This window comes from Longivirga aurantiaca (genome assembly GCF_042660085.1).
GTDB lineage: Bacteria > Actinomycetota > Actinomycetes > S36-B12 > CAIYMF01 > Longivirga > Longivirga aurantiaca.
In genome coordinates, this window is record NZ_JBHSTI010000018.1 from 1 (window position 1) to 22,537 (window position 22,537).

Annotated in this window: 23 protein-coding genes and 1 riboswitch; of the genes, 9 read left to right on the forward strand and 14 right to left on the reverse strand. The window is 72.4% G+C overall.

The window, feature by feature from the left end; genetic code table 11:
- From ACFQGU_RS15790 to ACFQGU_RS15815, 6 genes are all read right to left on the reverse strand, one after another.
- A partial coding sequence (locus tag ACFQGU_RS15790) for a cation transporter (protein ID WP_386768542.1) occupies nt 1–661 on the reverse strand: 661 nt, incomplete at its 3' end.
- 35 nt (nt 662–696) lie between these two features.
- Nucleotides 697–906: a heavy-metal-associated domain-containing protein gene (locus ACFQGU_RS15795; protein WP_386768544.1), complete on the reverse strand. Its 210-nt coding sequence runs from the start codon at nt 904–906 to the stop codon at nt 697–699.
- Between the two features lie 59 nt (nt 907–965).
- Nucleotides 966–1,289, reverse strand: coding sequence for a metal-sensitive transcriptional regulator (locus ACFQGU_RS15800; protein WP_386768546.1), 324 nt, complete (start codon nt 1,287–1,289; stop codon nt 966–968).
- Between the two features lie 156 nt (nt 1,290–1,445).
- On the reverse strand, nt 1,446–2,075 hold the full coding sequence (locus ACFQGU_RS15805) for a C40 family peptidase (protein ID WP_386768548.1): 630 nt from the start codon (nt 2,073–2,075) through the stop codon (nt 1,446–1,448).
- Nucleotides 2,076–2,082: 7 nt separating this feature from the next.
- A riboswitch (cyclic di-AMP (ydaO/yuaA leader) is annotated at nt 2,083–2,235 on the reverse strand.
- A 199-nt stretch (nt 2,236–2,434) separates the two neighbouring features.
- Nucleotides 2,435–3,307, reverse strand: coding sequence for an HAD-IIB family hydrolase (locus tag ACFQGU_RS15810; RefSeq protein WP_386768550.1), 873 nt, complete (start codon nt 3,305–3,307; stop codon nt 2,435–2,437).
- Nucleotides 3,308–3,353: 46 nt separating this feature from the next.
- A complete protein-coding gene (locus tag ACFQGU_RS15815; RefSeq protein ID WP_386768552.1) occupies nt 3,354–4,865 on the reverse strand; it encodes an amidase family protein in 1,512 nt (503 codons plus the stop codon).
- A 197-nt stretch (nt 4,866–5,062) separates the two neighbouring features.
- Here ACFQGU_RS15815 and ACFQGU_RS15820 point away from each other — a divergent pair, with 197 nt between their 5' ends.
- On the forward strand, nt 5,063–5,656 hold the full coding sequence (locus tag ACFQGU_RS15820) for a GNAT family N-acetyltransferase (protein WP_386768554.1): 594 nt from the start codon (nt 5,063–5,065) through the stop codon (nt 5,654–5,656).
- A 133-nt stretch (nt 5,657–5,789) separates the two neighbouring features.
- On the opposite strand, the gene ACFQGU_RS15825 is transcribed toward ACFQGU_RS15820, so the two are convergent.
- Nucleotides 5,790–6,275, reverse strand: coding sequence for a hypothetical protein (locus tag ACFQGU_RS15825; protein WP_386768556.1), 486 nt, complete (start codon nt 6,273–6,275; stop codon nt 5,790–5,792).
- Between the two features lie 176 nt (nt 6,276–6,451).
- On the opposite strand from ACFQGU_RS15825, the gene ACFQGU_RS15830 reads away from it, so the two are divergent.
- Nucleotides 6,452–6,934 (forward strand): GNAT family N-acetyltransferase, encoded by a 483-nt coding sequence (locus ACFQGU_RS15830; protein ID WP_386768558.1) that lies wholly within the window; start codon nt 6,452–6,454, stop codon nt 6,932–6,934.
- A gap of 2 nt (nt 6,935–6,936) precedes the next feature.
- On the opposite strand, the gene ACFQGU_RS15835 is transcribed toward ACFQGU_RS15830, so the two are convergent.
- From ACFQGU_RS15835 to ACFQGU_RS15850, 4 genes are all read right to left on the reverse strand, one after another.
- Nucleotides 6,937–7,266 carry a hypothetical protein gene (locus ACFQGU_RS15835; protein ID WP_386768560.1) on the reverse strand — a complete coding sequence of 110 codons (330 nt, stop codon included), beginning with the start codon at nt 7,264–7,266 and terminating at the stop codon, nt 6,937–6,939.
- Nucleotides 7,267–7,293: 27 nt separating this feature from the next.
- Nucleotides 7,294–7,860 carry a GNAT family N-acetyltransferase gene (locus ACFQGU_RS15840; protein WP_386768562.1) on the reverse strand — a complete coding sequence of 189 codons (567 nt, stop codon included), beginning with the start codon at nt 7,858–7,860 and terminating at the stop codon, nt 7,294–7,296.
- Between the two features lie 168 nt (nt 7,861–8,028).
- On the reverse strand, nt 8,029–9,345 hold the full coding sequence (gene serS, locus ACFQGU_RS15845; protein ID WP_386768564.1) for a serine--tRNA ligase: 1,317 nt from the start codon (nt 9,343–9,345) through the stop codon (nt 8,029–8,031).
- A 128-nt stretch (nt 9,346–9,473) separates the two neighbouring features.
- The gene (locus ACFQGU_RS15850; RefSeq protein WP_386768566.1) at nt 9,474–10,046 is read right to left on the reverse strand and encodes a bacterial proteasome activator family protein; all 573 of its coding nucleotides are present in this window, start codon (nt 10,044–10,046) and stop codon (nt 9,474–9,476) included.
- 257 nt (nt 10,047–10,303) lie between these two features.
- On the opposite strand from ACFQGU_RS15850, the gene ACFQGU_RS15855 reads away from it, so the two are divergent.
- The 3 genes from ACFQGU_RS15855 (at nt 10,304) to ACFQGU_RS15865 (ending at nt 13,116) form a co-directional block, all read left to right on the forward strand.
- Nucleotides 10,304–10,813: an SET domain-containing protein gene (locus ACFQGU_RS15855; protein ID WP_386768568.1), complete on the forward strand. Its 510-nt coding sequence runs from the start codon at nt 10,304–10,306 to the stop codon at nt 10,811–10,813.
- Nucleotides 10,814–10,936: 123 nt separating this feature from the next.
- Complete coding sequence (locus ACFQGU_RS15860; protein ID WP_386768570.1) at nt 10,937–11,932, forward strand: GNAT family N-acetyltransferase; 996 nt, start codon at nt 10,937–10,939, stop codon at nt 11,930–11,932.
- 68 nt (nt 11,933–12,000) lie between these two features.
- A complete protein-coding gene (locus tag ACFQGU_RS15865) occupies nt 12,001–13,116 on the forward strand; it encodes a GNAT family N-acetyltransferase (protein WP_386768572.1) in 1,116 nt (371 codons plus the stop codon).
- A 97-nt stretch (nt 13,117–13,213) separates the two neighbouring features.
- Here the strand turns inward: ACFQGU_RS15865 and ACFQGU_RS15870 are convergent, their stop codons facing one another.
- From ACFQGU_RS15870 to ACFQGU_RS15880, 3 genes are all read right to left on the reverse strand, one after another.
- Entirely contained in the window at nt 13,214–14,191 is a 978-nt protein-coding gene (locus ACFQGU_RS15870; protein ID WP_386768574.1) for an NAD(P)H-quinone oxidoreductase, read from the reverse strand.
- A gap of 1 nt (nt 14,192) precedes the next feature.
- Entirely contained in the window at nt 14,193–15,233 is a 1,041-nt protein-coding gene (locus ACFQGU_RS15875; RefSeq protein ID WP_386768576.1) for a potassium channel family protein, read from the reverse strand.
- A 109-nt stretch (nt 15,234–15,342) separates the two neighbouring features.
- A complete protein-coding gene (locus ACFQGU_RS15880; RefSeq protein ID WP_386768578.1) occupies nt 15,343–16,521 on the reverse strand; it encodes a molybdopterin molybdenumtransferase MoeA in 1,179 nt (392 codons plus the stop codon).
- 154 nt (nt 16,522–16,675) lie between these two features.
- Here ACFQGU_RS15880 and ACFQGU_RS15885 point away from each other — a divergent pair, with 154 nt between their 5' ends.
- The 4 genes from ACFQGU_RS15885 to ACFQGU_RS15900 form a co-directional block, all read left to right on the forward strand.
- The gene (locus tag ACFQGU_RS15885; RefSeq protein WP_386768580.1) at nt 16,676–18,292 is read left to right on the forward strand and encodes an acyl-CoA carboxylase subunit beta; all 1,617 of its coding nucleotides are present in this window, start codon (nt 16,676–16,678) and stop codon (nt 18,290–18,292) included.
- A 4-nt stretch (nt 18,293–18,296) separates the two neighbouring features.
- The gene (locus tag ACFQGU_RS15890; RefSeq protein WP_386768582.1) at nt 18,297–20,438 is read left to right on the forward strand and encodes an acetyl/propionyl/methylcrotonyl-CoA carboxylase subunit alpha; all 2,142 of its coding nucleotides are present in this window, start codon (nt 18,297–18,299) and stop codon (nt 20,436–20,438) included.
- Nucleotides 20,435–22,306, forward strand: coding sequence for an acyclic terpene utilization AtuA family protein (locus ACFQGU_RS15895; protein ID WP_386768584.1), 1,872 nt, complete (start codon nt 20,435–20,437; stop codon nt 22,304–22,306). The genes ACFQGU_RS15890 and ACFQGU_RS15895 overlap by 4 nt, the downstream gene beginning before the upstream one ends.
- The coding region (locus tag ACFQGU_RS15900) for a TetR/AcrR family transcriptional regulator (protein ID WP_386768585.1) at nt 22,303–22,537 on the forward strand (235 nt) is incomplete at its 3' end. The genes ACFQGU_RS15895 and ACFQGU_RS15900, both read left to right, overlap by 4 nt.

A 22,537-nucleotide genomic window follows, 5' to 3' on the forward strand; every position in this document is an offset into this window, starting at 1 on the left:
ACGTGGTGACGACCGCGGCCGACTCGAAGTAGAGATCGGGATGCATGCCGGCCTCGTCGGCCATCGGCAGCCACGACATCTCCATGGTCATGCCGAGCTCGCCCGCGCTCGTGAACAGCACCGCGATCGACGACCAGAGGTACGCCGCCAGCACGCCGATCGACACGAGCGTGTCCATGCTGGTGGTGCCGTGCCGGGCGTTGACCCACGCCGACCGGTGGAAGGGTGCGGCGCCCCACGTGACGACGACGGTGGTGAGCAGGAAGGCCATCCACTGCCAGCCGACGAACTGCAGCGGCATCACCATCGAGGTGAGCACCACGGGGACGCTGAGGACGGCGCTGACGCGCCAGCGGCGCCCGAGCTCGTCGGGGTCGTCGACGACGGCGGTGTCCGGGAGGCGTACGCCGTACCCGGTGTTCTCCACGACCGCGACCAGGTCGTCGAACGTGACCCCGGCCGGGGCACGCACGGTGGCCGTCTCGGTCGCGTAGTTCACGCTCGCGACCACGCCCGGCACCTTGTTGAGCTTCTTCTCGATGCGGTTGGCGCACGACGCGCAGGTCATGCCCGTGAGGTGCAGGTCCAGGAGCGCGTCGTCCACACCGAGCCCCGCAGCGCCGGAGCGCGCGGTGGGGGTGCTGGCCGAGGGGGTGCTCATGACGTCTCCTGGTGTGGGTCGGGCGTGGGGGCGGATCAGCTGGTGACGAGGGTGTAGCCGGCCTCGTCGATCGCGGCGGCGACGGCCTCGGTGCTGGGGTCGGCCTCGGCGGTCACGGTGACCTGGCCGCTCTCGAGCTCGACGGCGACGGCGGTGACGCCGGGGATCAGCGAGACCTCCTCGGTCACCGCGGTCACGCAGTGCTGGCAGGTCATGCCCTGGACGGTCCAGACGGTGGTGCTCACGTCGTGCTCCTTCGGGTGCGTTGCGGGGTTATGTGCAGCTGCGGGGTGGTGCCGCCGGGTCAGGACCGGACGAGCCGGGCGATGGCCGCGGACGCCTCGGCGATCTTGGCGTCGGCCTCGGCCCCGCCCTTGACCGCGGCGTCGCGGACGCAGTGGTCGAGGTGGTCCTCGAGCAGCAGGAGCGCGACGTTCTCGAGCGCGCGGGTGGCCGCGGACACCTGGGTCAGCACGTCGATGCAGTAGGTGTCCTGGTCGACCATGCGCGCGATGCCGCGCACCTGGCCCTCCACGCGGCGCAGCCGCGTGAGGATCGCGTCCTTGTCGCCCGCGTAGCCGTGCTGGTGCGTCACGTGTCCCGTGTCGTGCGGGTGCTCGTCGGTCATCGCCGTACCTCCTGGTCTGCTTCAACCAGGGTACCCCCCCAGGGTATTTCCACCAGGCCAGTCCGACGTGGTCTCCCTCACGTCCGGACAGGGCGAAGGCCCGATCCCCCTGCGGGGATCGGGCCTTCGGAGAGAGAGGTGCTGGGGTTCCGCGCCTCAGACGAGGCGGACGGCGCCGCTGTAGCGCTGGCCGTACCAGCCGCTGAAGACGTAGTCGACCTTGACGTCCGTGCGCGGGTTGGTCGCGCTGATCATCTTGCCGTTGCCGACGTACAGGCCCACGTGGTGCGCGCCGTACTTGAAGAAGAAGACGAGGTCGCCGGGCTTGAGGTACCTCTTCTGGACGCGGATGCCGGCGTAGAACTGCGCCTTCGAGTAGTGCGGCAGCGTCTTGCCGTACGCGTACTTCGCGATGTAGCGCGTGAGGCCGGAGCAGTCGAACTTCGTCGGACCGGACCAGCCCGCGACATACGCAGCACCGAGCTTGGTCTTCGCGAGCTCGACCGCGCGCCAGCGCTTGATCGCCTTCACGCGCGCGGCGATCTGCGCCGCGGTCAGGGTGGTGGCCGTGGTCGTCGTCGCCGTGGCGGTCGCGGTACGGGTGGCGGTGGTCGTCGCCGTCGGGGTCAGCGTGGTCGTGGTGACCGCGGTGGTGGTCGGTTCGATCGGCGTAGACGTGGCCGCCGAGGCGGATCCGGCGCCGGCGAGGCCGATGGTCAGGGCGGCGGAGACGAGCAGCGTGGCCGGCAGGGCACGGCGACGCGCAGCGGTGAGCACGGGGAGCACAGGTGTCCGATCCTCTCGACGCCGACCGGGTTAGCTGACGGGCTCGGGCTAAGAGGTGCCCTACGCGGGGGCCGTGAGGCCGTCCGTGATTCGCCCCGGAGTGCTTGGGTCCCCGGCTCGCCGGCGGTGAGAGCCGCCGGCGATTGAGCGCGTCACCCGTGCCCGGCGAACCCGGACAGGTGCAGGTGACTGACAGAAAGTAAGCAACGCCCCCCGAGAGGGTCCAAACCCGGTGTCCGGTCACGGGACGGTAACGGAAAGGAGGAAACGGACAACAGCCCAGGTCGCAACGGCTCTCGAGCGGTCGTTACGGCTACGTCGTGTGACGAGGGTCTCAGCGCTCGGTGACCATCGGGCGGTCAGCGGGCAGCGAGGACGGCCTCGACGAGCTGGGCGAGGCCGTCGTCCTCCGGGCCCGGCAGCAGCGCCGCGGCCGCGGCGCGCGCGGCGGGGTGGCCGGTCTCCACCGCGAGGCCGACTCCCGCCTCGACGAGCATGGGGACGTCGTTGGGCATGTCCCCCACCGCGGCCACCGATGACAGCGGCACCCCGAGCCGGGCGGCCTGGTGCGCGAGCGCGGCGCCCTTGCTGACGCCCAGGGCGCTCATCTCGATGAGCACGTCGTCCGATGCCGAGTGCGTCGCGGTGACGAGGTGGCTGACGTGCCCGAGCGTGACGTCGAGCAGGGCGTCGACGTCGTGCCGCGCCGGATGGTCGCCGCCGTCGATGCGCGCGAGCAGCTTGATGACCGGGTGCCGTGCGGCGAGCGTGAGGATGTCGCCGTGCTCGACGCCGGCGACCCGGTAGCGCGCGCGGTACGACGGCTCGTGCGCGAAGTCGTCGGCGTCCGCAGGGCTGTCCCACTCGAGCGCGAACGCGACGCCCTCGATCTCCGAGCGCAGCGCTGCGACCGTCTCGGCGACGACGTCGTACGCGATGGGGTGCGTCTCGAGCACCGCATGGGTGTCGAGGTCTATGACGAGCGCACCGTTCGCGCAGACGCCGATCCCGGCGTGCCCGGTGGCCTCGACCACCGGGGGCAGCCAGCGCGGCGGCCGACCGGTCACGAACACCACCGGCAGACCGGCCGCCCGGGCCGCGGCGAACGCGTCGATCGTCCGGGACGACACCGTGTTGTCGGGCCGCAGCAGCGTGCCGTCGAGGTCGGTGGCGACCATCTGCACCCCGCCGGGAACTGCCGCCACCAGCTCGCGCCACCCTCGGTCCGTCACGGCCCCACCCTGCCGTGCCCCCGAGCCGGCAGGCGAACCGCCCCGGTCAGCCGCGGGTGGCGGGGGTGAACGTCGGGCGCAGGGCGCCATCGGCGCGCAGCCCGAGGATCTCCTCGACCACGTGACCTACCGCGACCAGCGTCGCCTCGGTGTGCGGCCGTCCGATGAGCGTGAGGCCCACCGGCAGGCCGTCGACGAACCCCATGGGCAGGCACAGCACCGGCCAGCCCGCGATGGACGGTGCCGGGCTCGCGAGGCCGCCGCCGGCGAAGTGGTCGCCGTTGGTGAGGTCGCTCTTCCAGGCCGGGCAGTACGCCGGGGCGATGAGCAGGTCGATGTCGTCGTCGGCGTCGAACGCGGCCTGCAGGTTCTTCGTCACCGCCCAGTCGAGGCAGATCTGCCGCGCCTCGTCGTACCTCTGGCCGGCCCGGCCGCCCGATGCGAGCGCCATCTCGAGCAGGCTCTGGTCGAAGAACGCGAGCTCGGTGTCGGCGTTCTCGCGGTTGAACTCCACGATGTCGGCCATGGTCGGCGCACCTGCGCCGAACCTGTCGAGCAGGTAGGCGTTCATGTCGTCGAGCATCTCGCCGACGAGCACCACGAGCTCGTTGTCCTCGTACTCGCCGGTGTGCGTGACCTCCGACGTCACGAGCGTGATGCCGCCGTCGAAGAGCGCCTGCGTGACTCCGAGGAACACGTCGTCGGTCGCGATGTGGCCCGAGAGCCAGGAGTTCGCGACGCCGAGGGTGATGTCGTCGGCGGCCAGGCTGCCGATCGCGGTCGCGTACGCCGCCGAGCCGGTCAGCACGTCGAGCAGCAGAGCGACGTCGCGCACCGAGCGCGCCATCGGGCCGGGCATGTCCTGGCTCGCGCTGATCGGCACGATGCCCGCGGTCGGCACGAGCCCGAGGGTGGGCTTGAGGCCGGTGATCCCGTTGAGCGAGCTCGGGCATGTGATCGAGCCGTCGGTCTCGGTGCCGATCGCGAGCGGGGCGAGGCCGGCTGCGACGGCGGCGCCGCTGCCGGACGACGAGCCGCCTGCGCTGCGGTCGAGCGCCCACGGGTTGCCGGTGAGCCCGCCGAGGGCGGACCAGCCGGAGGTGGATCGGTTCGAGCGGAGGTTGGCCCACTCCGAGAGGTTGGTGACGCCGAGCACGATCAGCCCGGCCGCGCGCATCGAGGCGACGATCGGGGCGTCGCGGGTCGCCGGCCGGCCGTCGAAGAACAGCGACCCGGCCGACGCCGGCATGCCGAGCACCTCGACGTTGTCCTTCACCACGACCGGTACGCCGTGCAGCGCGCTGCGCACCGTGCCTGCCGCGCGCTCGGCGTCGAGCCGGTCGGCCTGCTCGAGCGCATCGGGGCACACCGCGAGGATCGAGCGCAGGTGCACCGCGCCCGGGCCGTCGACGGCCTCGATCCGCCCGAGCAGCGTGCGGACGATCGCGACCGAGGTCGTGCGTCCGGCGGCGAGCTCGTCGGCCAGGGCGCTCGCGTCGGAGAAGCCGAGATCGGCGCTGGCGGCGTGCGGGTCGAGCGAGGCGTGGGGGCTGGTCACGCGCGGAGCCTGCCACGCCGGGCTCGGCGTCGCAGGAGATGCCACGGGCCGGAGCTGTGCGCGGCGGTCGCGATGACGGTGGCCTTCGTCGCAGGCGGGAGTCCGCGGGCACTCCTCGGCGCTGCCCGGCGTACGACGGGAACGCTGTGGACGCCGGAGGCGTGGCCCGGGGAGGATCGGCGGCGGAGGAGATGCCCGTGGACCAGCGACGTGCCACGACCGCGGACGCCGACCCCATCGGCGACGTCATCACCCGAGTCTTCGCAGCCGACCCGCTCTGGGGGCCCGCCCTCGCGCGGCCGGACGGCCGCACCCACCACCTGCGCGCCTACTGGGACCTCTTCGTCGCCGGGGCGCTGCGGTTCGACTGCACGGGGATCGCCGGTGAGGTCGACGCGGTCACCGTGTGGATCCCGCCGGGCGAGGACGAGCTGAGCCCTGACCAGTTCGAGGCCGTGCTGGCGCTGCTGCGCGCCGAGCTGCCTGGCTCGGTGGACGACCTCGTCGAGCTGTTCGACCGGTTCGAGACGGTGCACCCGCACGACGAGCCGCACTACTACCTGTCGCTGTTCGCGACGAAGCCCGAGAGCCGCGGGCGGGGCATCGGCATGGACCTGCTGCGCACGGATGTTGCAGCGTTCGACGCCGAGGGCGTGCCGACGTACCTCGAGTCGTCGAACCCGGGCAATGACGCCCGGTACGCCGCGGTCGGCTACCGGCCCGTGGGCAGGTTCGAGCACCCGAGCACCGGCGCCGTCGTCACGACGATGTGGCGCCCGGTCGGCGGCTGACCGCAGCACGTCGATCGGGTCCGTGTGCGATGAAGGGGGCCTTCATCGCACACCCCGGCCTCCAGCTGTGGATCCGTCCCCTCCCGTGCCGTGAAGGCCCCGGGACATGCCGGATTGCCACATCCAGCCTCCGTCAGCCGTCGAGCTGCTCGGTGGCGCCGGCGAGGGAGTTGGTGCCGGCGAAGAGCGCCGAGAGGTCGAGCGAGGTCACGCGGTGCTTGGACGCGAGGGTCACGTAGCGCCGCGCGAGCGCGTCCTTGGCGATGCCGAACACCGTGCTGAGCAGGCCGACGGACTCCGCGAGGTCCTCGGGCTCCTCGGCCGGGACGACCTGGCGCCACATCGCGGACTCCAGGACGTTGAAGGCGTGCTGGACCTCCGAGACGTCGAAGCCGGCGGCGAACCGCTCCTCGGCGACGGCGTCGGCGTACGCGATGATCGCGGCCACGTCGCGGTGGCCGATCGCTGCCTGCACGAGGTCGTACAGGCTCTCGAGCCGGGCCCGGGTGAACTCGGGGCCGGCGGTCTCGTAGTGGTGGAGCTGGAGCTGTGCCAGCTCTGCGGACGCATCGTCGAGGATGTGGTCGCGCAGAGTGCGCAGCGTGGTGTCGAGCTTCATCAGTCGCCTCCAGGGGCTCACCTCGATCGTCCACCCGGTGTCCACCACCGCGCGTGCTCGGGGGCGCACGGTGTCTGACGGGTCACGCTTGCGCCGTTGTCGGCACGTCGTGGGCGCCGACGGCGTACGGCGAACGCTGTCGCGCGGCGTCGGTGGGCGCGGCTAGCGTCGCGGGCATGGTCAGCGTGCGGCTCGAGCCGATGTCCCGTGACGAGTACGACGCCTACCGGGTCACGGCCGAGCGCGAGTACGCCGACAGCTTCCGCGACTCCGGGTCGCTGCCCGAGGCCGAGGCGGTGGAGCGGGCGGCCGAGGACTACGCGCGGATCCTCCCCGACGGCTTCGACACCGAGGGCCACCTGTTCTGGACGGCGTATAACGCCTCGGGCGACGACGGCGCGGTGGGGATGCTGTGGCTGCACCTGCGTCCGACGTCGGAGGGGCTGACGGCATTCGGCTACGACTTCGCGGTGCGCGAGGACCTGCGCCGCTCGGGCTACGGCCGCGCGATCATGCTGGCCGCCGAGGCCGAGTGCCGTGCCCTCGGCGTCGTGTCGGTCGGGCTCAACGTGTTCGGCCACAACCGCGGGGCGCAGGCGCTCTACGAGCAGATGGGCTTCGAGATCACCGGCATCCAGATGTCCAAGCGCCTCGATTGAGGTCAGGCCTCGACCCAGCCGGCGACGGCGCGCCAGCCCCTGTGCACGCGCACGCTGCGGTGCGCGACCTTCCAGCGGTCGTGGCCGAACCCCTCGCGCACCTCGGGCAGCTGCGGGCGCGGCAGCTCGTCGAGCACTCCGGCCGGCTGCTTGCTCGCGCCGGCCATGAGCAGGGTGAACCCGTCGGGCAGCCACACGAGGATCACGTTGCGGCGCAAGCCCGGCGGGCCGACGGTGCCGGGGACGGCGTGCTCGACGTCATCGCGCCCGAGCCAGGTGCCGACCTCGTGGCGAGACGCCTGCAGCGCGGCGCGGAGCCGGTCGTCGCCCATGCCGTGATCGTGCCCCGTACGCCGTCCTCAGTCGAGCACCACGTCCGGGGCCGCGACCTCGAAGACGTGCTCGAGGCCGTCCTCGTCGTCCCACTCCTCGCCGACCTGCACGAGGCCCGCCGCGAGCACGATGGCGAGCGAGCCCGTGTTGTCGGGCGAGACGCTGGCGCGCAGCACGCGCACGTCCGGGTGCGCGGCCGCATACCGCCACATCGTCTGCGCGATCTCGCGGCCGTAGCCGCGGCGGCGGTACGCCGGCACCACGCGGTAGCCGATCTCGACCATGCCCCGGGAGTCGGGCGGCGCGTGGAAGTTGCCGAGGCCGACGATCGTGCCGGTGCTGCGCTCGACCGCGAGGCGGATCAGCCACGGGTTCGACCTCGGGTCCTCGCGGACCATCGGGATGCGCCAGCGGATGGGCGAGTCGTGCGGCGACAGGATGTCCGTGGGGTCGTCGTACGCGAGCGGCGCCGGCTCGCCGTCGTGGTCGTCGGCACGCGTGAGCAACTGCTCGACCGTCACGAGCACGAGGTCGAGCCGCGGCCCCACGAGCACGTCGGGGAGCGCCGGCTGCTCGGCCTCGGGATCGGTCATGCGTCCATCCTCACCCGGTGGTCCAGCGGGTTCGCCGTACGCCGTCCTACCCGGGTAGCGAGCGTGCGCTCTGCGACGGATCCGCCACTCAGGCTCCCGAGCGCTGCGTTACCCGGGTAGCGAGCGTGCGCTCTGCGACGGATCCGCCACCCAGCTAGCGGCGGTCGGTCAGGCGAGGGGCGTCAGGAGCTCGCGGCCGCCGAGGTACGGGCGCAGCGCCTCCGGCACGCGCACCGACCCGTCGGCCTGCTGGTGGTTCTCCAGCAGCGCGACGATCGTGCGCGTGATCGCGACGAGCGTGCCGTTGAGCGTGGCGAGGGGGCGTACGCCCTCCTCGTCGCGCATGCGGATGCGCAGTCGACGGGCCTGGAACTCCGTGCAGTTCGACGTCGACGTGACCTCGCGGTAGCGCTCCTGGCTCGGCACCCACGCCTCGATGTCGAACTTGCGCGCAGCGCTCGCTCCGAGGTCGCCGGACGCGACGTCGATGACGCGGTACGGGATCTCGAGGCTGTCCATGAACTGGCGCTCCCAGCCGAGGAGGCGCTTGTGCTCCTCGACGGCGTCCTCGGGCGCGCAGTAGGTGAACATCTCGACCTTGTCGAACCAGTGCACCCGGAAGATGCCGCGGGTGTCGCGCCCGCCGGAGCCGGCCTCGCGGCGGAAGCAGGGCGAGTAGCCGACGTACCGGCGCGGAAGGGTGTCGGCGTCGAGGATCTCGTCCGAGTGGTACGCCGCCAGCGGCACCTCGGCCGTGCCGACGAGGTACATGTCGTCCTGCTCGAGGCGGTAGACGTTCTCCGCCGCCTGGCCGAGGAAGCCGGTGCCCTCCATGGCCGCGGGCTTCACGAGCGCCGGCGGGATCATCGGGGTGAAGCCGTTGCCGCACGCGAGCGCGATCGCGTGGTTGACCAGCGCGAGCTCGAGGAGCGCGCCGACGCCGGTGAGGTAGTAGAAGCGCGAGCCGCTGACCTTGGCGCCGCGCTCGATGTCGATCGCGCCGAGCGCCTCGCCGATGTCGACATGGTCGCGGACCGTGATGCCCTCGGCCGCGAAGTCGCGGCGTGCGCCGACCTCCTCGACGACGGTGAAGTCGTCCTCGCCGCCGACCGGCGCGTCGGAGTCGATGAGGTTGGAGAGCTGGCCGAGCAGCGTGGCGGCCTCCGCGTCTGCGGAGACACGGCGCGAGTCGGCCGCCTTCACCCGCTCGGCGAGGTCGGCGGTGCCGGCCATGGCGGCCTCGAGCTCGCCCTGGATGCCGGCGCGGTCGTCGTCCGCGGCCTTCTTCAGCCGGCCCTGGATGTGCCCGATCTGCTTGGACAGCAGGTTCTGCTCGCTGCGCAGCGCGCTGAACGTCGCCTCGGCGGCACGGCGCAGCTCGTCGGCGTCGAGGAGCTGGTCGACGATGCCCGGGTCCTCGCCACGTCGGCGCTGGCTCTCGCGCACACGGTCTGGGTCGTCTCGGAGGAGCTTGAGGTCGATCACGGGGGAAGCCTACGGGGGACCGCCACGCCGAATCCCGCCCGGCCGCTCCCACCCACACCCGTGACGCGGGTCGATCCGTCGCTTCCCAGGCCCGGGAGCGACGGATTGATCAGTCTCAGCGCAGGGGGTCAGAGGTAGAGGCCGCTCGAGTCGCCGCGGCCGTCGCCCGGGCCCTCCGGCCCGCCGGGGCCGCCCGGTCCTGCGCCGATGGCCCGGCGCCGCATGTGCTCGATCTGCGCCTGCGCGGCCATCTGCTGGGCGAACAGCGCGGTCTGGATCCCGTGGAACAGGCCCTCGAGCCAGCCGACGAGCTGGGCCTGGGCGATGCGCAGCTCGGACTCGCTGGGGACGGAGTCGTCGGTGAAGGGGAGCGAGAGGCGCTCGAGCTCCTCGACCAGCTCGGGGGCGAGACCCGACTCGAGCTCGGTGATCGAACGGCGGTGGATGTCGCGCAGGCGGGCCCGGGAGGCCTCGTCGAGCGGCGCACCGCGCACCTCCTCGAGGAGCTGCTTGATCATGCTGCCGATCCGCATGACCTTCGCGGGCTGCTCGACGAGGTCGGCCACCGAGGTGCCGCTCTCCGCCGCCTCGGTGTCGTCCGCCGCGTCCTGGTCGAGGACGCCGATGGGCTGGCCGTCCGGCCCCACGATGACGATGCGCTGCTCGGAGCCCGCGTCCTGCCCTGGGTTCTGCTCGGTCATGCAGCCATACAACCACCGCCCACCGCGGCACACGAGGCGAGCCCGACGACCTGCGTCCCGGTCATGGGGCGGCACCTGAATGAGCGTGCAGCGTCAGGCATGTGGTGGCGCACGATTTCGATCAGTTCACCTTCGCGTGGTTCCATATCTGCGCACGGCGCGCCAGCAGGGCGCGCACCGGCGTTTCACCGTGAGGGGTGAGAGCACCGGACCCCCCAGGGCACCGGGCTGCGCGATCGTCCAGAAGGAGACGACACGTGGACTACAACTGGCTGTCCCCCGGGGCGGAAGCCCGTCCTGTCGGTGCCAAGGGTTGGGGATCGTTCGCGACCACGCGGATCCCCGCGGGCACGACGGTTGCCGGTTTCGGCGGGTGGGTCGTGACGCGCGAGACGCTCGCGACGTTCAGCGAGGACCGGCAGGGCCGCTCGATCCAGATCGACGAGGACCTCTACCTCGTCTCGGACGACACCCCCGAGCCCGGAGACATGCTCAACCACTCGTGCGAGCCGTCGTGCGGCCTCGTCGGCGCGACCGTGCTCGTGGCCATGCGCGACATCGAGGTCGGCGACGAGCTCACCTTCGACTACGCGACCTGCGACTCCAGCGACTACGACGAGTTCGAGTGCCTGTGCGGCGAGCCCACCTGCCGGGGGGTCGTCACGGGCCTCGACTGGACCAAGCCCGAGCTGCAGGCCAAGTACGACGGCTGGTTCTCCCCCTACCTCGCACGCCGCATCGCCGCCCTCCCCGCCTCCACCCGCTAGGGCTGACGTCTCCCGCTCAGGACGGATACCGCCCCTGAGGGGCGCCGCTGTCCTTCCCTGCGCCGTACCCCTCGACCGAATCGCGCGCGACAGCGGCGCAGTGCTCCGGGCAGGCTCGTGGACGTGGACACGGGCCAGCACGACGGGCGCTCCGCGGCCGCGCCGGTGATCCGGCCGCTGCGGTGGGACGGTCGTACGCCGCACCCGGCCGACATCGCCGCCGTCCACGACGTCTACACGCGCTACGAGCGCTCCCGCATCGGGACGGTCGACGCGTCGGAGGCTGACACCCGCTACTACTTCGAGCTCGCCCACGTCGACCGGGAGGAGACATGCCTGCTCGACGTCTCCGGCCTGCCGGTGGGGTCGGTGTACGTCAAGGTCGACCCGTCGGTCCGGGACGTGTACGCCGACATCGCGGTCGTCCCAGGGCCGCACGAGCCCGATGCACTCGCGGCCGCGCTCGCGCACGCGCTCACCGCGTCGCGCCGGATCGTCGCCCGGGCGGGCGAGCCTGGGTGGACCCTGAGGGTGGCGTGCTGGAGCCCGGACTCCGCCCTCTCGTCGCTGCTCGCCGCGGCGGGCCTCGTGCACGTGCGCAGCTTCTACCGCATGCGGATCGATTCGTCGTCCCCCTCGATCCCCTCTGTCGCACCGGAGCTGCCGCCCGGTGTGGAGATCGTCGTGCGCGACGACGAGCCCACCCGGCGGGCGATCTGGAAGGTCGACAACGACGCGTTCCTCGACCACTGGAACTTCGCCCCTGTGCCGTACGACGAGTGGTGGGACGACCTGGGCACCGGCGATTCACGCGACCGCGACGGCTGGTGGCTGCTGACCGTCGACGGCGAGCCCGCGGCGATCTGCCTGCTGGACGAGCGTCGGGCCGAGATGAACGAGGGGTACGTCGGCATCCTGGGCGTGCGCCGCGAGTACCGACGGCGCGGGCTCGCCTCGCTCCTGCTGCAGCGCGCGTTCGTGCGATACCGGGACATGGGCCGCACCTCGACGCTCCTGTCGGTCGACGCCCAGAGCCTCACCAGTGCTGTGGGCGTGTACGAGCGGGTCGGCATGCGGGTCGAGCACGTGCGGAACGGCTGGGCCCTCGAGCTGTCGTGACACATCGGCCGACCCGGCGGGCCGAAACGCGGGCGACACGACGGGTGCCCCGCGGGCAGGCTCCCTGTGTGGACGACCCGACCGTGACCGACCCGACCGTGGACGACCCGACCGTGACCGACCCGACCGTGGACGACCCGACCGTGGACGACCCGACCGTGGACGACCCGACCGTGACCGACCCGACCGACGCCCTCGACCTTCTGCGCGCGGACCTCCCGGCGCACCTGACCGTGCGGCTGCCGAGGTATGTCGACGGCGTCGTCGACCCGGACGATCTCGACGCCGCCGAGGCGCTCATCGCCCGCTGCGACGTCGCGGCCGTCGGCGAGCGCGACTCCGGTCGCGAGGAGGTGGCCGGGATGTTCTCCTCGGCGTCCACCGACCGCGAGCACTCTGCGTTCGTGCTCGACGGCGACGACCTCGTCGGCTACCTCTGGATCGAGCAGGACCCGACCGCCGCCGAGACGTGGGTCGACGTGTACGCCGACCCCGAGCGCTGCACCCGCGGGATCGTCACGGCCGGCCTGAGTCACGGGCTCCGCGTGGGGCGCGCGACGCACGCGGCCACCGCGCCCGACCGTGCCTGGACCGTGCGCAGCGGCTGCTTCGGCACCGACACCGTCCTCGTGGAGGGGTTGCAGGCCGCGGGCTTCGAGTGCGTACGGCGCTTCTACCGGATGCGCATCGACCTCGCGACGGCGTCGCTGCCCGACGTCGCACCGCCGCTGCCCGACGGCGCGGTGCTGGTGAACGCGCGCACCGACGTCGAGCGACGACGCCTGTACGCCGTGCAGCAGGAGTCGTTCGCCGACCACTGGAACCACACCGCGCGGTCCTACGAGGAGTACCTCGAGCGCCTCGACGACAACTCCAGCGACGACCCGGACGGCTGGTGGCTGCTCGAGGTCGACGGCGTCCCCGCGGCGGTCTGCCTCCTCGACGAGAGCCGCGCCGACCTCGGCGACGGCTACGTGCGCACCCTCGGGGTCGGCCGCGACTTCCGCGGGCGCGGCCTCGCGCAGCTGCTGCTCATCCGCGCGTTCCTCCACTACCGCGACCGGGGCCGGTCCGGCGTGCAGCTCGGCGTCGACAGCACGAGCCCGACCGGTGCCGACAAGCTCTACCGCAGGGTCGGCATGACCGTCACCCGCGAGATCGACGCCTGGTCCCACCCGCTCTAGCCCAGCTGCACCTCTCCGCCCTGAGGGTCGATCACGGCAGTTGAACTGCACTTCCTGACCCCTAGTCGTGATCTTGAGCGGTCGAGACGGGTGGGCCTCAGACAGCGAGCAGGACCTTGCCGACGTGCTCGCTCGCCTCGACCACGCGGTGCGCCTCGGCGGCGTCGCGCAGGGGAATCACGCGGTCGGTCACGGTCGAGATCGCGCCGCTCTCCACGAGCGGCCAGGCCTCGGCAGCCACGCGGGCGCAGATCGCAGCCTTCTCCGACGCCGGACGCGCCCGCAGCGTCGTCGCGCGCAGCTGCCCCCGCTTGCCCATGAGCACGCCGAGGTTGATCTCCCCCGTCGTGCCGCCCTGCATGCCGATCACCTGGATGCGGCCGCCGGTCGCGAGCACGTCGACGTTGCGCTGGAGGTACGCCGCCCCCATGACGTCGAGCACGACGTCCGCACCACGGCCTTCGGTCGCGGCCTTCACCGCTTCCACGAAGTCCTGCTCGCGGTAGTTCACCAGGATGTCGGCGCCGAGCTCGCGGCAGCGCTCGAGCTTGTCGGCCGACCCGGCCGTCACCGCCACGCGCGCGCCGAGCGCCGCGGCCGCCTGGATCGCGAACGTGCCGATGCCGCCGGCGCCGCCGTGCACGAGCAGCACGTCGCCGGCGCTGAGACCGGCGTCCATCACGACGTTCGACCACACCGTGCACGCCACCTCGGCGAGCCCGGCGGCATCGAGCAGCGGGACCCCGCGCGGCACGGGCATCAGCTGACCGGCCGGTACGGCGACGAGCTCGGCATAGCCCCCGCCCGCGAGCAGCGCCGTCACCTCGTCGCCCACCGACCAGCCGCCGACCCCGTCGCCGAGGGCAGCGATCACGCCGCTGCACTCGAGCCCCGGGTACGCCGATGCGCCACGTGGAGGCGGGTAGAAGCCTTGGCGCTGAAGCAGATCCGCCCGGTTGACGGCCGAGGCGGTGACGCGCACGAGCACCTCCCCGGGCCCGGCGACGGCGTCCGGCACCTCCTGCCAGCGCAGCACGTCCGGCCCACCTGGCTCGGTGATCACGACGGCGTGCATGTCAGTAGGCCGTGCCGTGGGTGGGGTGCGAGTCGGTGCCCGACGATCGGATGACGACGACGCGGTCGCCCTTCTGCAGAAGGGTCACCACGCCCTCGTCGAACCGGTGCACTGCACCGTCGCGTACGACGGCGAGCACCACCACGCCATGTGCCAGCAGCGACTGCGGTGGCACGCCGAGCTCGGCCGGCGTGATGGCGCGCTCGATGATCTCGAGGCCGCGCACAGGCTCGAGCAGGTCCTCCACGATCTGACCGGCCACCGGCGACGCGAGCGACAGGCCGAGCAGGCGCCCCGCCGACTCCGCCGTCGGGATGACGATGCTCGCGCCGCTCTGCCGGAGCACGGTGATGTTCTGGCTCTCGCGGGCCGAGGCGACGATCGTGGCGGCGGGGGTCAGGCGCCGTGCCGTCAGCACGACGAGAACGGAGGTGTCGTCGCGGTCGGTCGCGACGACGACCCGCGCGGCCTTCGCGACCTCGGCCGCGGCGAGCACCTCCTCGCGGGTGGCGTCGCCGACGACCCCCACGCAGCCGAGCGCGGTGGCCTCGTCGACGGCCTGGCGCGTCCGGTCGACGACCACGATCTCTGCGGCCGGCGTCCCCTGGTCGAGCACCGCCTGCACTGCGCTGCGTCCGGTGACGCCGAACCCGACCACGACGGTGTGTGCGTTCACGCGCTGCCTCCAGCGGTTGGCACGGAAGTCGTCACGGCTGCGCTGGGTGAGCACCTCGACGGTCGTGCCCACGAGCACGATGAGGAAGAGGAAGCGCAGCGGCGTGATGACGAGGGTGTTGGTGAGCCGGGCGACGTCGGAGTACGGCGTGATGTCGCCGTACCCGGTCGTGGAGAGCGACACGGTCGCGTAGTAGAACGCGTCGAGCCAGCCGATCGGCTCCTCGGTGACGTCCCGGTAGCCGTCGCGCTCGAGGTAGACGATGACCGCGGTGATCACGAGGCACGCCGCCGCGATGCCGACGCGGGCGAGGATGGACGCGAGCGGGCTCAGCCTCCGCGCAGGCAGCCGCAGCACCGACGTCACGCGCCGAACCTTTCCAGATGAAGGCGACCTTCATCCCATAGAGCCGTACGAACCGGCCCATCATCCCGGGAGCTCTCCCCAGGCGACGTCGGGCGACGGACTGAACCCGTCACGGCAGGGGCAGCACGAGTACGCCGGTGCCGCGCGCGCCCGCGCCGTGCGCCACCACCGCGAGGCCGTCCGCGAGCGCGATCCCCCGCAGCGCGGCCGGGCCGTCGTGCGGCAGCGGAGTGGCCGACGGCACCAGCGACGTACGCCGACGCTGCACCGGCACCAGCCGCACCCAGCCCTCGGAATCCACGAGACCGGGCGGCACGTCGGCCGCGAGCACGCACTCCTCGGTGCGCGACTCGTCCGCGCCGAGCTCGCCGCGCAGCACCGCCAGCAGCGGCACCAGCAGCGTCAGCACACCGGCCACCGCTCCTAGCGGCGCCTCGGGCAGCGACACCACGCGCCGCCCGTCCGGCAGCACCGCGAGGCTGCTCGCGGTTCCCGGTCGTACGGCGACCCCGTCGACCACCCACCGGCCGGAGAGCCGGGCCACGGCGCGGTGGACGTCGTCGGACGTCGAGGTCGCGCCCGTCACCACGATCACGTCGCTGTTGGCGTCGTCGATCGTGTCGACCAGCTCGTCGAGGCCGCCGAGCACGCGCACCGGCGGGAAGGCGCGCCCACCGGCCCAGGCGATCCAGCCGGGCAGCATCGGCCCGAGCGCGTCGCGGCCCTTCTCCGGTACGACGATGGCGACGTCGGGCGGTCGTACGACGGGCAGCGTGTCGAGGCCGGCCGCCGCAGCGAGAGCCGTGACCGCGGGTGTCACGACCCCGCCGGCCTGCAGCAGCATCTCGCCCGCCGCAGCCTCCTCGCCGCGCGGCCGCACGTCGCTGCCGGGCTCGACGTAGCCCGCATGCGGCGCGAGCCGTCCAGACGCCGGGTCGCCCACGTGCAGGCGGCCGGTGCGGCCCTCGTCGAGCACGAGCGCGTGGTCGGCGCGCAGCACGGAGTCGGCACCGAAGGGCAGCACGCCGCCCGCCGACACCTCGACCGCGCAGCCGTCCCCGAGGTGGTCGACCGGGCCGGGTACGACGTCCCACGGGCCCGGGCCGCTCACAGCCCAGCCGTCGACGTGGGCGGCGTCGGCCGGGGGGAGCGCGGTCGTGGCGACCAGCGGCTCTGCGAGCACGGCGCCGACCGCGGCCGCGAGCGGCACCGAGACGACGGGCAGCGAGTCGGCCGCCTCGCGCGCAGCACGCCGCGCGACGCTCCAGCTCACCAGCCCGTCGGTCATGCCCTGATCCTCCCGCGTGCGCCGTACGCCGCACGTGCGCGACGCGCGCCGTACGCCTCCGACACCCAGAACGCTTGACGGCCGCATCAAGTTGATGTCAGTGTCAGATGACGCCGGTGTCAGGTGCTGGCGTCGTCGCAGGTCGGAGGGTGACGTGGCACGGATCGCGAGCAGGGTCGACCTGCGCTCGCCGGCGTACGCCGACAACCGCGCGGCCATGCTCGAGGCGCTCGGCGAGATCGACGCGCTCACCGCCCAGGTCGTGCGCGGCGGCGGGACGAGCGACGACGCGAAGGCGGCCACGGCCGTCGCCAAGCTGCGCGGGCGAGGCAAGCTGCTGCCGCGCGAGCGCATCGGCCTGCTGATCGACCGTGGGTCGCCGTTCCTCGAGCTCTCGCCGCTCGCCGGCCACGGCACCGACGACCCGCTCGGCGGCGGCATGGTCAGCGGTATCGGCCGCATCAACGGCGTCGAGTGCGTGATCAGTGCGAACGACCCGACCGTGAAGGGCGGCGCCCAGGGCCCGACCAGTGTCGCCAAGGGCCTGCGCGCGATGGAGATCGCGCGCGTCAACCGGCTGCCGCTCGTGAGCCTCACCGAGTCGGCCGGCGCCGACCTCCCCAAGCAGGCCGAGATCTTCGTGCCGGGCGGCGCGAGCTTCAAGAACCTCACGCGGCTCTCGGCTGCGGGCATCCCGACCATCACGCTGGTCTTCGGCTCGTCCACCGCCGGCGGCGCCTACGTGCCCGGCATGAGCGACTACGTCGTGCTGCAGAAGGACGCCGCGAAGGTCTACCTCGGCGGGCCGCCGCTGGTGAAGATGGCGATCGACGAGGATGCCGACGAGGAGCAGCTCGGCGGCGCGGAGATGCACGCGCGCACGAGCGGTCTCGCCGACTACCTCGCCGCCGACGAGCCCGACGCCCTGCGCATCGGGCGCGACATCGTCGGCCACCTCAACTGGCGCACGCTCGGGCCCGGGCGCTCGAAGGCACCCGTCGCACCGGCGTACGACGCCGACGAGCTCCTCGGCATCGCGAGCGCCGACGTGCGTGTGCCGTTCGAGGTGCGCGAGGTGATCGCGCGCGTCGTCGACGGCAGCGAGCTCGAGGAGTTCAAGCCGCTCTACGGCTCGACCCTCGTGACCGGCTGGGCGCACCTCGACGGCTTCCCGATCGGCATCCTCGCCAACAACGGAATCCTCTTCAGCGAGGAGGCCGAGAAGGGGGCGCAGTTCATCCAGCTCTGCGAGCGCCATGACGTGCCGATCCTGTTCATCCAGAACATCACCGGCTTCATGGTGGGCACGCGCTACGAGCAGGGCGGCATCATCAAGGACGGCGCCAAGCTCATCAACGCGGTGTCGAACTCCACCGTCCCGCACCTCACGCTGATGGTGGGTGCGTCGTACGGCGCCGGAAACTACGGCATGAGCGGTCGCGCCTACGACCCGCGCTTCGTCTTCACCTGGCCCAACCACCGCATCGCGGTCATGGGGCCGAAGCAGCTCGGCGGCGTGCTCGAGATCGTGGCCAAGCAGCGCACCGAGGCGGCCGGGCAGCCCTTCGACGCCAACGCTTTCGCGCCGATGCGCGAGGCGTTCGAGCAGCAGGTCGAGGCGCAGTCGACGGCGCTCTTCGCGACCGGCCGGCTGTGGGACGACGGCATCATCGACCCGCGCGACACCCGCACGGTCCTCTCGCTCGCGCTCTCCGCCGTGCACTCAGCACCGGTGCAGGGCGCGAACACCTACGGCGTCTTCCGGATGTGACCGCATGAGCCGCCCGATCACCCGCCTCCTCGTCGCCAACCGCGGCGAGATCGCCCGTCGCGTCATCCGTACGGCCGAGGAGCTCGGCATCGAGACCGTCGCCGTCTTCAGCGAGCCCGACCGCGCGCTGCCGTTCGTCGATGAGGCGACGTACGCCGTCGCCCTCGGCGGCACGGCGTCCGTGGAGTCGTACCTCGACGCGGCCAAGGTGCTCGATGCCGCGCGCCGCACCGGCGCCGACGCCATCCACCCGGGATACGGCTTCCTCTCCGAGAACGCCGAGTTCGCGCAGTCGGTGGCCGACGCGGGCCTCGTGTGGGTCGGCCCGACGCCGTCGTCCATGCGGGCCATGGCGCTCAAGGTCGAGGCCAAGCGCATCGCCGCCGACGCCGGTGTGCCGCTCGTGCCGGGCGCCGAGCTCATCGCCGACGTGACGGATGCCGATCTGCTCCGCACGGGGGAGCAGGTCGGATATCCGTTGCTGGTCAAAGCATCTGCGGGCGGCGGCGGCAAGGGCATGCGCATCGTGCACGATGCCGGCAACCTCGTCGAGGCCGTGCAGGGGGCTCGCCGCGAGGCGGCGTCGTCCTTCGGTGACGCGACGGTCTTCCTCGAGCGCTACCTCGAGCGGTCGCGGCACGTCGAGGTGCAGGTCTTCGGCGACACCCACGGCAGTGTCGTGCACCTCTTCGAGCGCGAATGCTCGATCCAGCGCCGCCACCAGAAGGTGGTCGAGGAGTCGCCGTCGCCGGGCGCGACACCCGCCACCCTCGAGCGGATGTACGCAGCCGCGGTCTCCCTCGCCTCTGCGATCGGATACGTGGGCGCCGGCACGGTCGAGTTCCTCGTCAGCGGCGACGACGAGGCGCAGGAGTTCTTCTTCCTGGAGATGAACACCCGCCTCCAGGTCGAGCACCCCGTCACCGAGATGGTCACCGGGCTCGACCTCGTGGAGTGGCAGATCGCGGTCGCGCAGGGCGAGCCGCTTCCGTTGGCACAGGACGACATCGAGCGCGAGGGCCACGCCATCGAGGTGCGCCTCTACGCCGAGGACCCCGCGAACGGATACCTCCCCAGCACCGGCACCATCAGCAGCTGGGACCTCGGCTCCTGGCTGCCCGGGCTGCGCATCGACAGCGCGGTCGAGGAGGACTCGGTCGTCTCCTCGTTCTACGACCCGATGCTCGCCAAGGTGATCGCGCATGCCGACACACGCGACGACGCGGCCCGTGCGCTGGCCGACCTGCTCCGCGGCTCGGACATCGCGGGTGTGCGCACCAATTCCGCGATGCTCGCGGCTGTGCTGGAGTCGCCCTCGTTCCTGGCCGGCGACACCACGACCGCCTTCCTCGACCAGCACCCGGAGGTGCTGGCACCGGCTGCGCCGGAGGACGTGGTCCGGAGGCACGTGCTCGCAGCCGCCCTCACCGTGCTCGGCGAGGTGGAGGAGGCCGGCCCGCGCGACGGCCTCGTCGCCCCGCCGTCCGGGTGGCGGAACGTCGCCGGCGTGCCGGAGGTGCTGGCGCTGGGCTTCGTCCACGCAGGGCGGAGCCGGTCGGCCACGGTCGCGCGTGCCTGGGGGCGTGCGGGGTCGACGTACTGGCTGGGGCTCGACGTCGACGCAGCCGGCCTGGGCGCGCAGATGATCACCGGGGACGACCGCTTCGAGCAGCTCGAGGGGGTGCGGCTGTCGACGGAGTCGTTCTACGGGCTCGTGCTCGGGGAGCCGGAGTGCCGTCTCGAGGTCGACGGCATCCGCTCGTCCGTGCGCGTGACGGCCGACCAGAGCGTGCGCCCGACGTTCTGGGACGACGCCCAGCCTTTGCCGCCGCAGGGGCCTCGGTCGGTGCGCGTGCTGTCGGACGGATGGACCACCGAGCTCGACGTCGTCGAGGCGTGGGCGGCGTCGGGGCACGACGGAGCCGGTGCCGGCCCGACCACGCCCGTGCCCGGCACGGTCACGCACGTCGCGGTCTCGGTGGGCGAGGAGGTCGAGGCGGGCGCGGCGCTGGTGGTGCTCGAGGCGATGAAGATGGAGCACACCATCCGTGCCGACGTCGCGGGCACGGTGACCGAGATCCACGTGAGCGTGGGCCAGAGCGTCGACGCCCACGCCGTGGTCGCCACCGTCGAGGCGACGTCATGAGCGAGCGACCGGTGCGGATCGCGAACTGCTCGGGGTTCTTCGGCGACCGGCTCGACGCGGCACGCGAGATGGTCGAGGGCGGCCCGATCGATGTGCTCACCGGCGACTGGCTCGCCGAGCTCACGATGCTGATCCTCGCCCGGCAGCGGATGAAGCACGGCGTGGGCAGCGGCTATGCCCGCACGTTCCTCACGCAGATGGAGCAGGTGCTCGGCACCTGCCTCGACCGCGGCATCAAGGTCGTGTCGAACGCCGGTGGCCTCGACCCAGCCGGCGCCGCGGCGGCGCTGCGCGAGAAGGCCGACGAGCTCGGCCTGGGGCACGTGCGCATCGCGTACGTCGAGGGCGACGACCTCATGCCGCGCCTCGACGAGCTGAAGGCCGCGGGCGAGACGTTCACCAACCTCGACACCGGCGAGACCCTCGAGTCGTTCGGCATGCCGCCGCTGACCGCGAACGCCTACCTCGGCGGCCGCGGCATCACCGCGGCGCTCGCGGCAGGCGCCGACGTCGTCATCACCGGTCGCGTCACCGACGCCGCGCTCGTCGTGGGCCCGGCCGCGTGGTGGCACGGCTGGTCGTACGACGACGCAGCCAACCTCGACCGGCTGGCCGGCGCGGTGGTCGCGGGCCACGTGATCGAGTGCGGCGCGCAGGCGACCGGCGGAAACTACGCGTTCTTCTCCGACGTGCCCGGGCTCGAGCACGTCGGCTTCCCGTGGGCCGAGGTGGCCGACGACGGCAGCAGCGTGATCGGCAAGCACGACGGCACCGGCGGTCTCGTGAGCCTCGGCACCGTCACCGCGCAGCTGCTCTACGAGATCGGCGGCCCGGAGTACGCGAACCCGGACGTGACAGCGCACTTCGGCACGATCGAGCTGGCCGAGGTGGCACCCGACCGCGTCGCCATCTCCGGCGTACGCGGTCTGCCCGCGCCCGAGACGGTCAAGGTCGCGGTCAACACCCTCGGCGGCTTCAGGAACACGGCGTCGCTGGTGGTCACCGGGCTCGACGTCGAGGCCAAGGCCGATCTCGCCCTCCGCACGGTCGCCGGCGTGACTCTGCAGCAGGCGCAGTCCCTCTCGCCGGTCGATCTCGCCGCCGCGAGCACGTTCCGGGTGCGCGAGCTGCACGCCGACCTGCTGCGCCGCGACCGCGAGGACCCCGCCACCACCGCGGACGCCCAGGCCGAGCTGCGGCTCACCGTGAAGGCCGCGGATCCGAAGGCGGTCGGCAAGGCCTTCACCGCGCCCATCGTCGAGAGCGCGCTCGCGACGTACCCCGGCATGTTCCCGACGGCGCCGCCCGCCGAGGGCACGCCGTACGGCGTCTACTGGCCGACCACCGTGCCGGCGTCGATCGTGACCCAGACCGTCACCCTCGACGGCGAGGTCGTCGCCACCACGCCGTCCGGTCTTCGAGTTACTGCCCACATGGTTGTTGAGGAGGCTGCTTCAACGACCATGTGGGCAGTAACTCGCGAAAGCGAGGGGGACGGCGCCGGGCCGCGGCTGCCGCTCGGCACGTTCGTCGGGGCGCGCAGCGGAGACAAGGGCGGCAACGCCAACGTCGGGCTGTGGGTACGTCGCTCCGGCGACGACCGGCTCGACCGGCACCGCTGGGAGTGGCTGGCGAGGCTCGTCGTCGAGGACGGCATCAGCACGCTGCTGCCGGAGTCAGCCGCTCTCGAGCACGAGGTGCACGTGCTGCCCAACCTCCTCGCGGTCAACGTCGTCATCCGGGGCTGGCTCGGCCGTGGCGTCGCCGACTCGACCAGCCTCGACCCGCAGGCCAAGGGCCTCGGCGAGCACCTCCGTGCCCGAATCGTGCAGATCCCCGAACACCTTCTGCGAGAGGACGCCTCGTGAACGCCGACCCCGACACCGTCGTGGAGCGCACGGCACCGCTCACCGAGCGCGGGCGGCGCACGCGCGAGAAGCTGCTCGCCGCTGCGCGCAACCTGTTCGAGGAGCGCGGGTACGCCGCGACCCGCATGACCGATGTCAGCATCGTCGCGGGAGTGAGCCACGGCACGGCCTACACGTGGTTCACCGACAAGGAGGCGGTGCTGCGCGCGCTCGTCGACACCATCGTGACCG

Coding starts and splice junctions, on each gene's coding strand:
- ACFQGU_RS15825 (WP_386768556.1), bottom strand. CDS start 6,275: ATGAAGCTCGACACCACGCTGCGCACTCTGCGCGACCACATCCTCGAC.
- ACFQGU_RS15890 (WP_386768582.1), top strand. CDS start 18,297: ATGAGCCGCCCGATCACCCGCCTCCTCGTCGCCAACCGCGGCGAGATC.
- ACFQGU_RS15870 (WP_386768574.1), bottom strand. CDS start 14,191: ATGCACGCCGTCGTGATCACCGAGCCAGGTGGGCCGGACGTGCTGCGC.
- ACFQGU_RS15835 (WP_386768560.1), bottom strand. CDS start 7,266: ATGGGCGACGACCGGCTCCGCGCCGCGCTGCAGGCGTCTCGCCACGAG.
- ACFQGU_RS15840 (WP_386768562.1), bottom strand. CDS start 7,860: ATGACCGATCCCGAGGCCGAGCAGCCGGCGCTCCCCGACGTGCTCGTG.
- ACFQGU_RS15895 (WP_386768584.1), top strand. CDS start 20,435: ATGAGCGAGCGACCGGTGCGGATCGCGAACTGCTCGGGGTTCTTCGGC.
- ACFQGU_RS15800 (WP_386768546.1), bottom strand. CDS start 1,289: ATGACCGACGAGCACCCGCACGACACGGGACACGTGACGCACCAGCAC.
- ACFQGU_RS15880 (WP_386768578.1), bottom strand. CDS start 16,521: ATGACCGACGGGCTGGTGAGCTGGAGCGTCGCGCGGCGTGCTGCGCGC.
- ACFQGU_RS15850 (WP_386768566.1), bottom strand. CDS start 10,046: ATGACCGAGCAGAACCCAGGGCAGGACGCGGGCTCCGAGCAGCGCATC.
- ACFQGU_RS15830 (WP_386768558.1), top strand. CDS start 6,452: ATGGTCAGCGTGCGGCTCGAGCCGATGTCCCGTGACGAGTACGACGCC.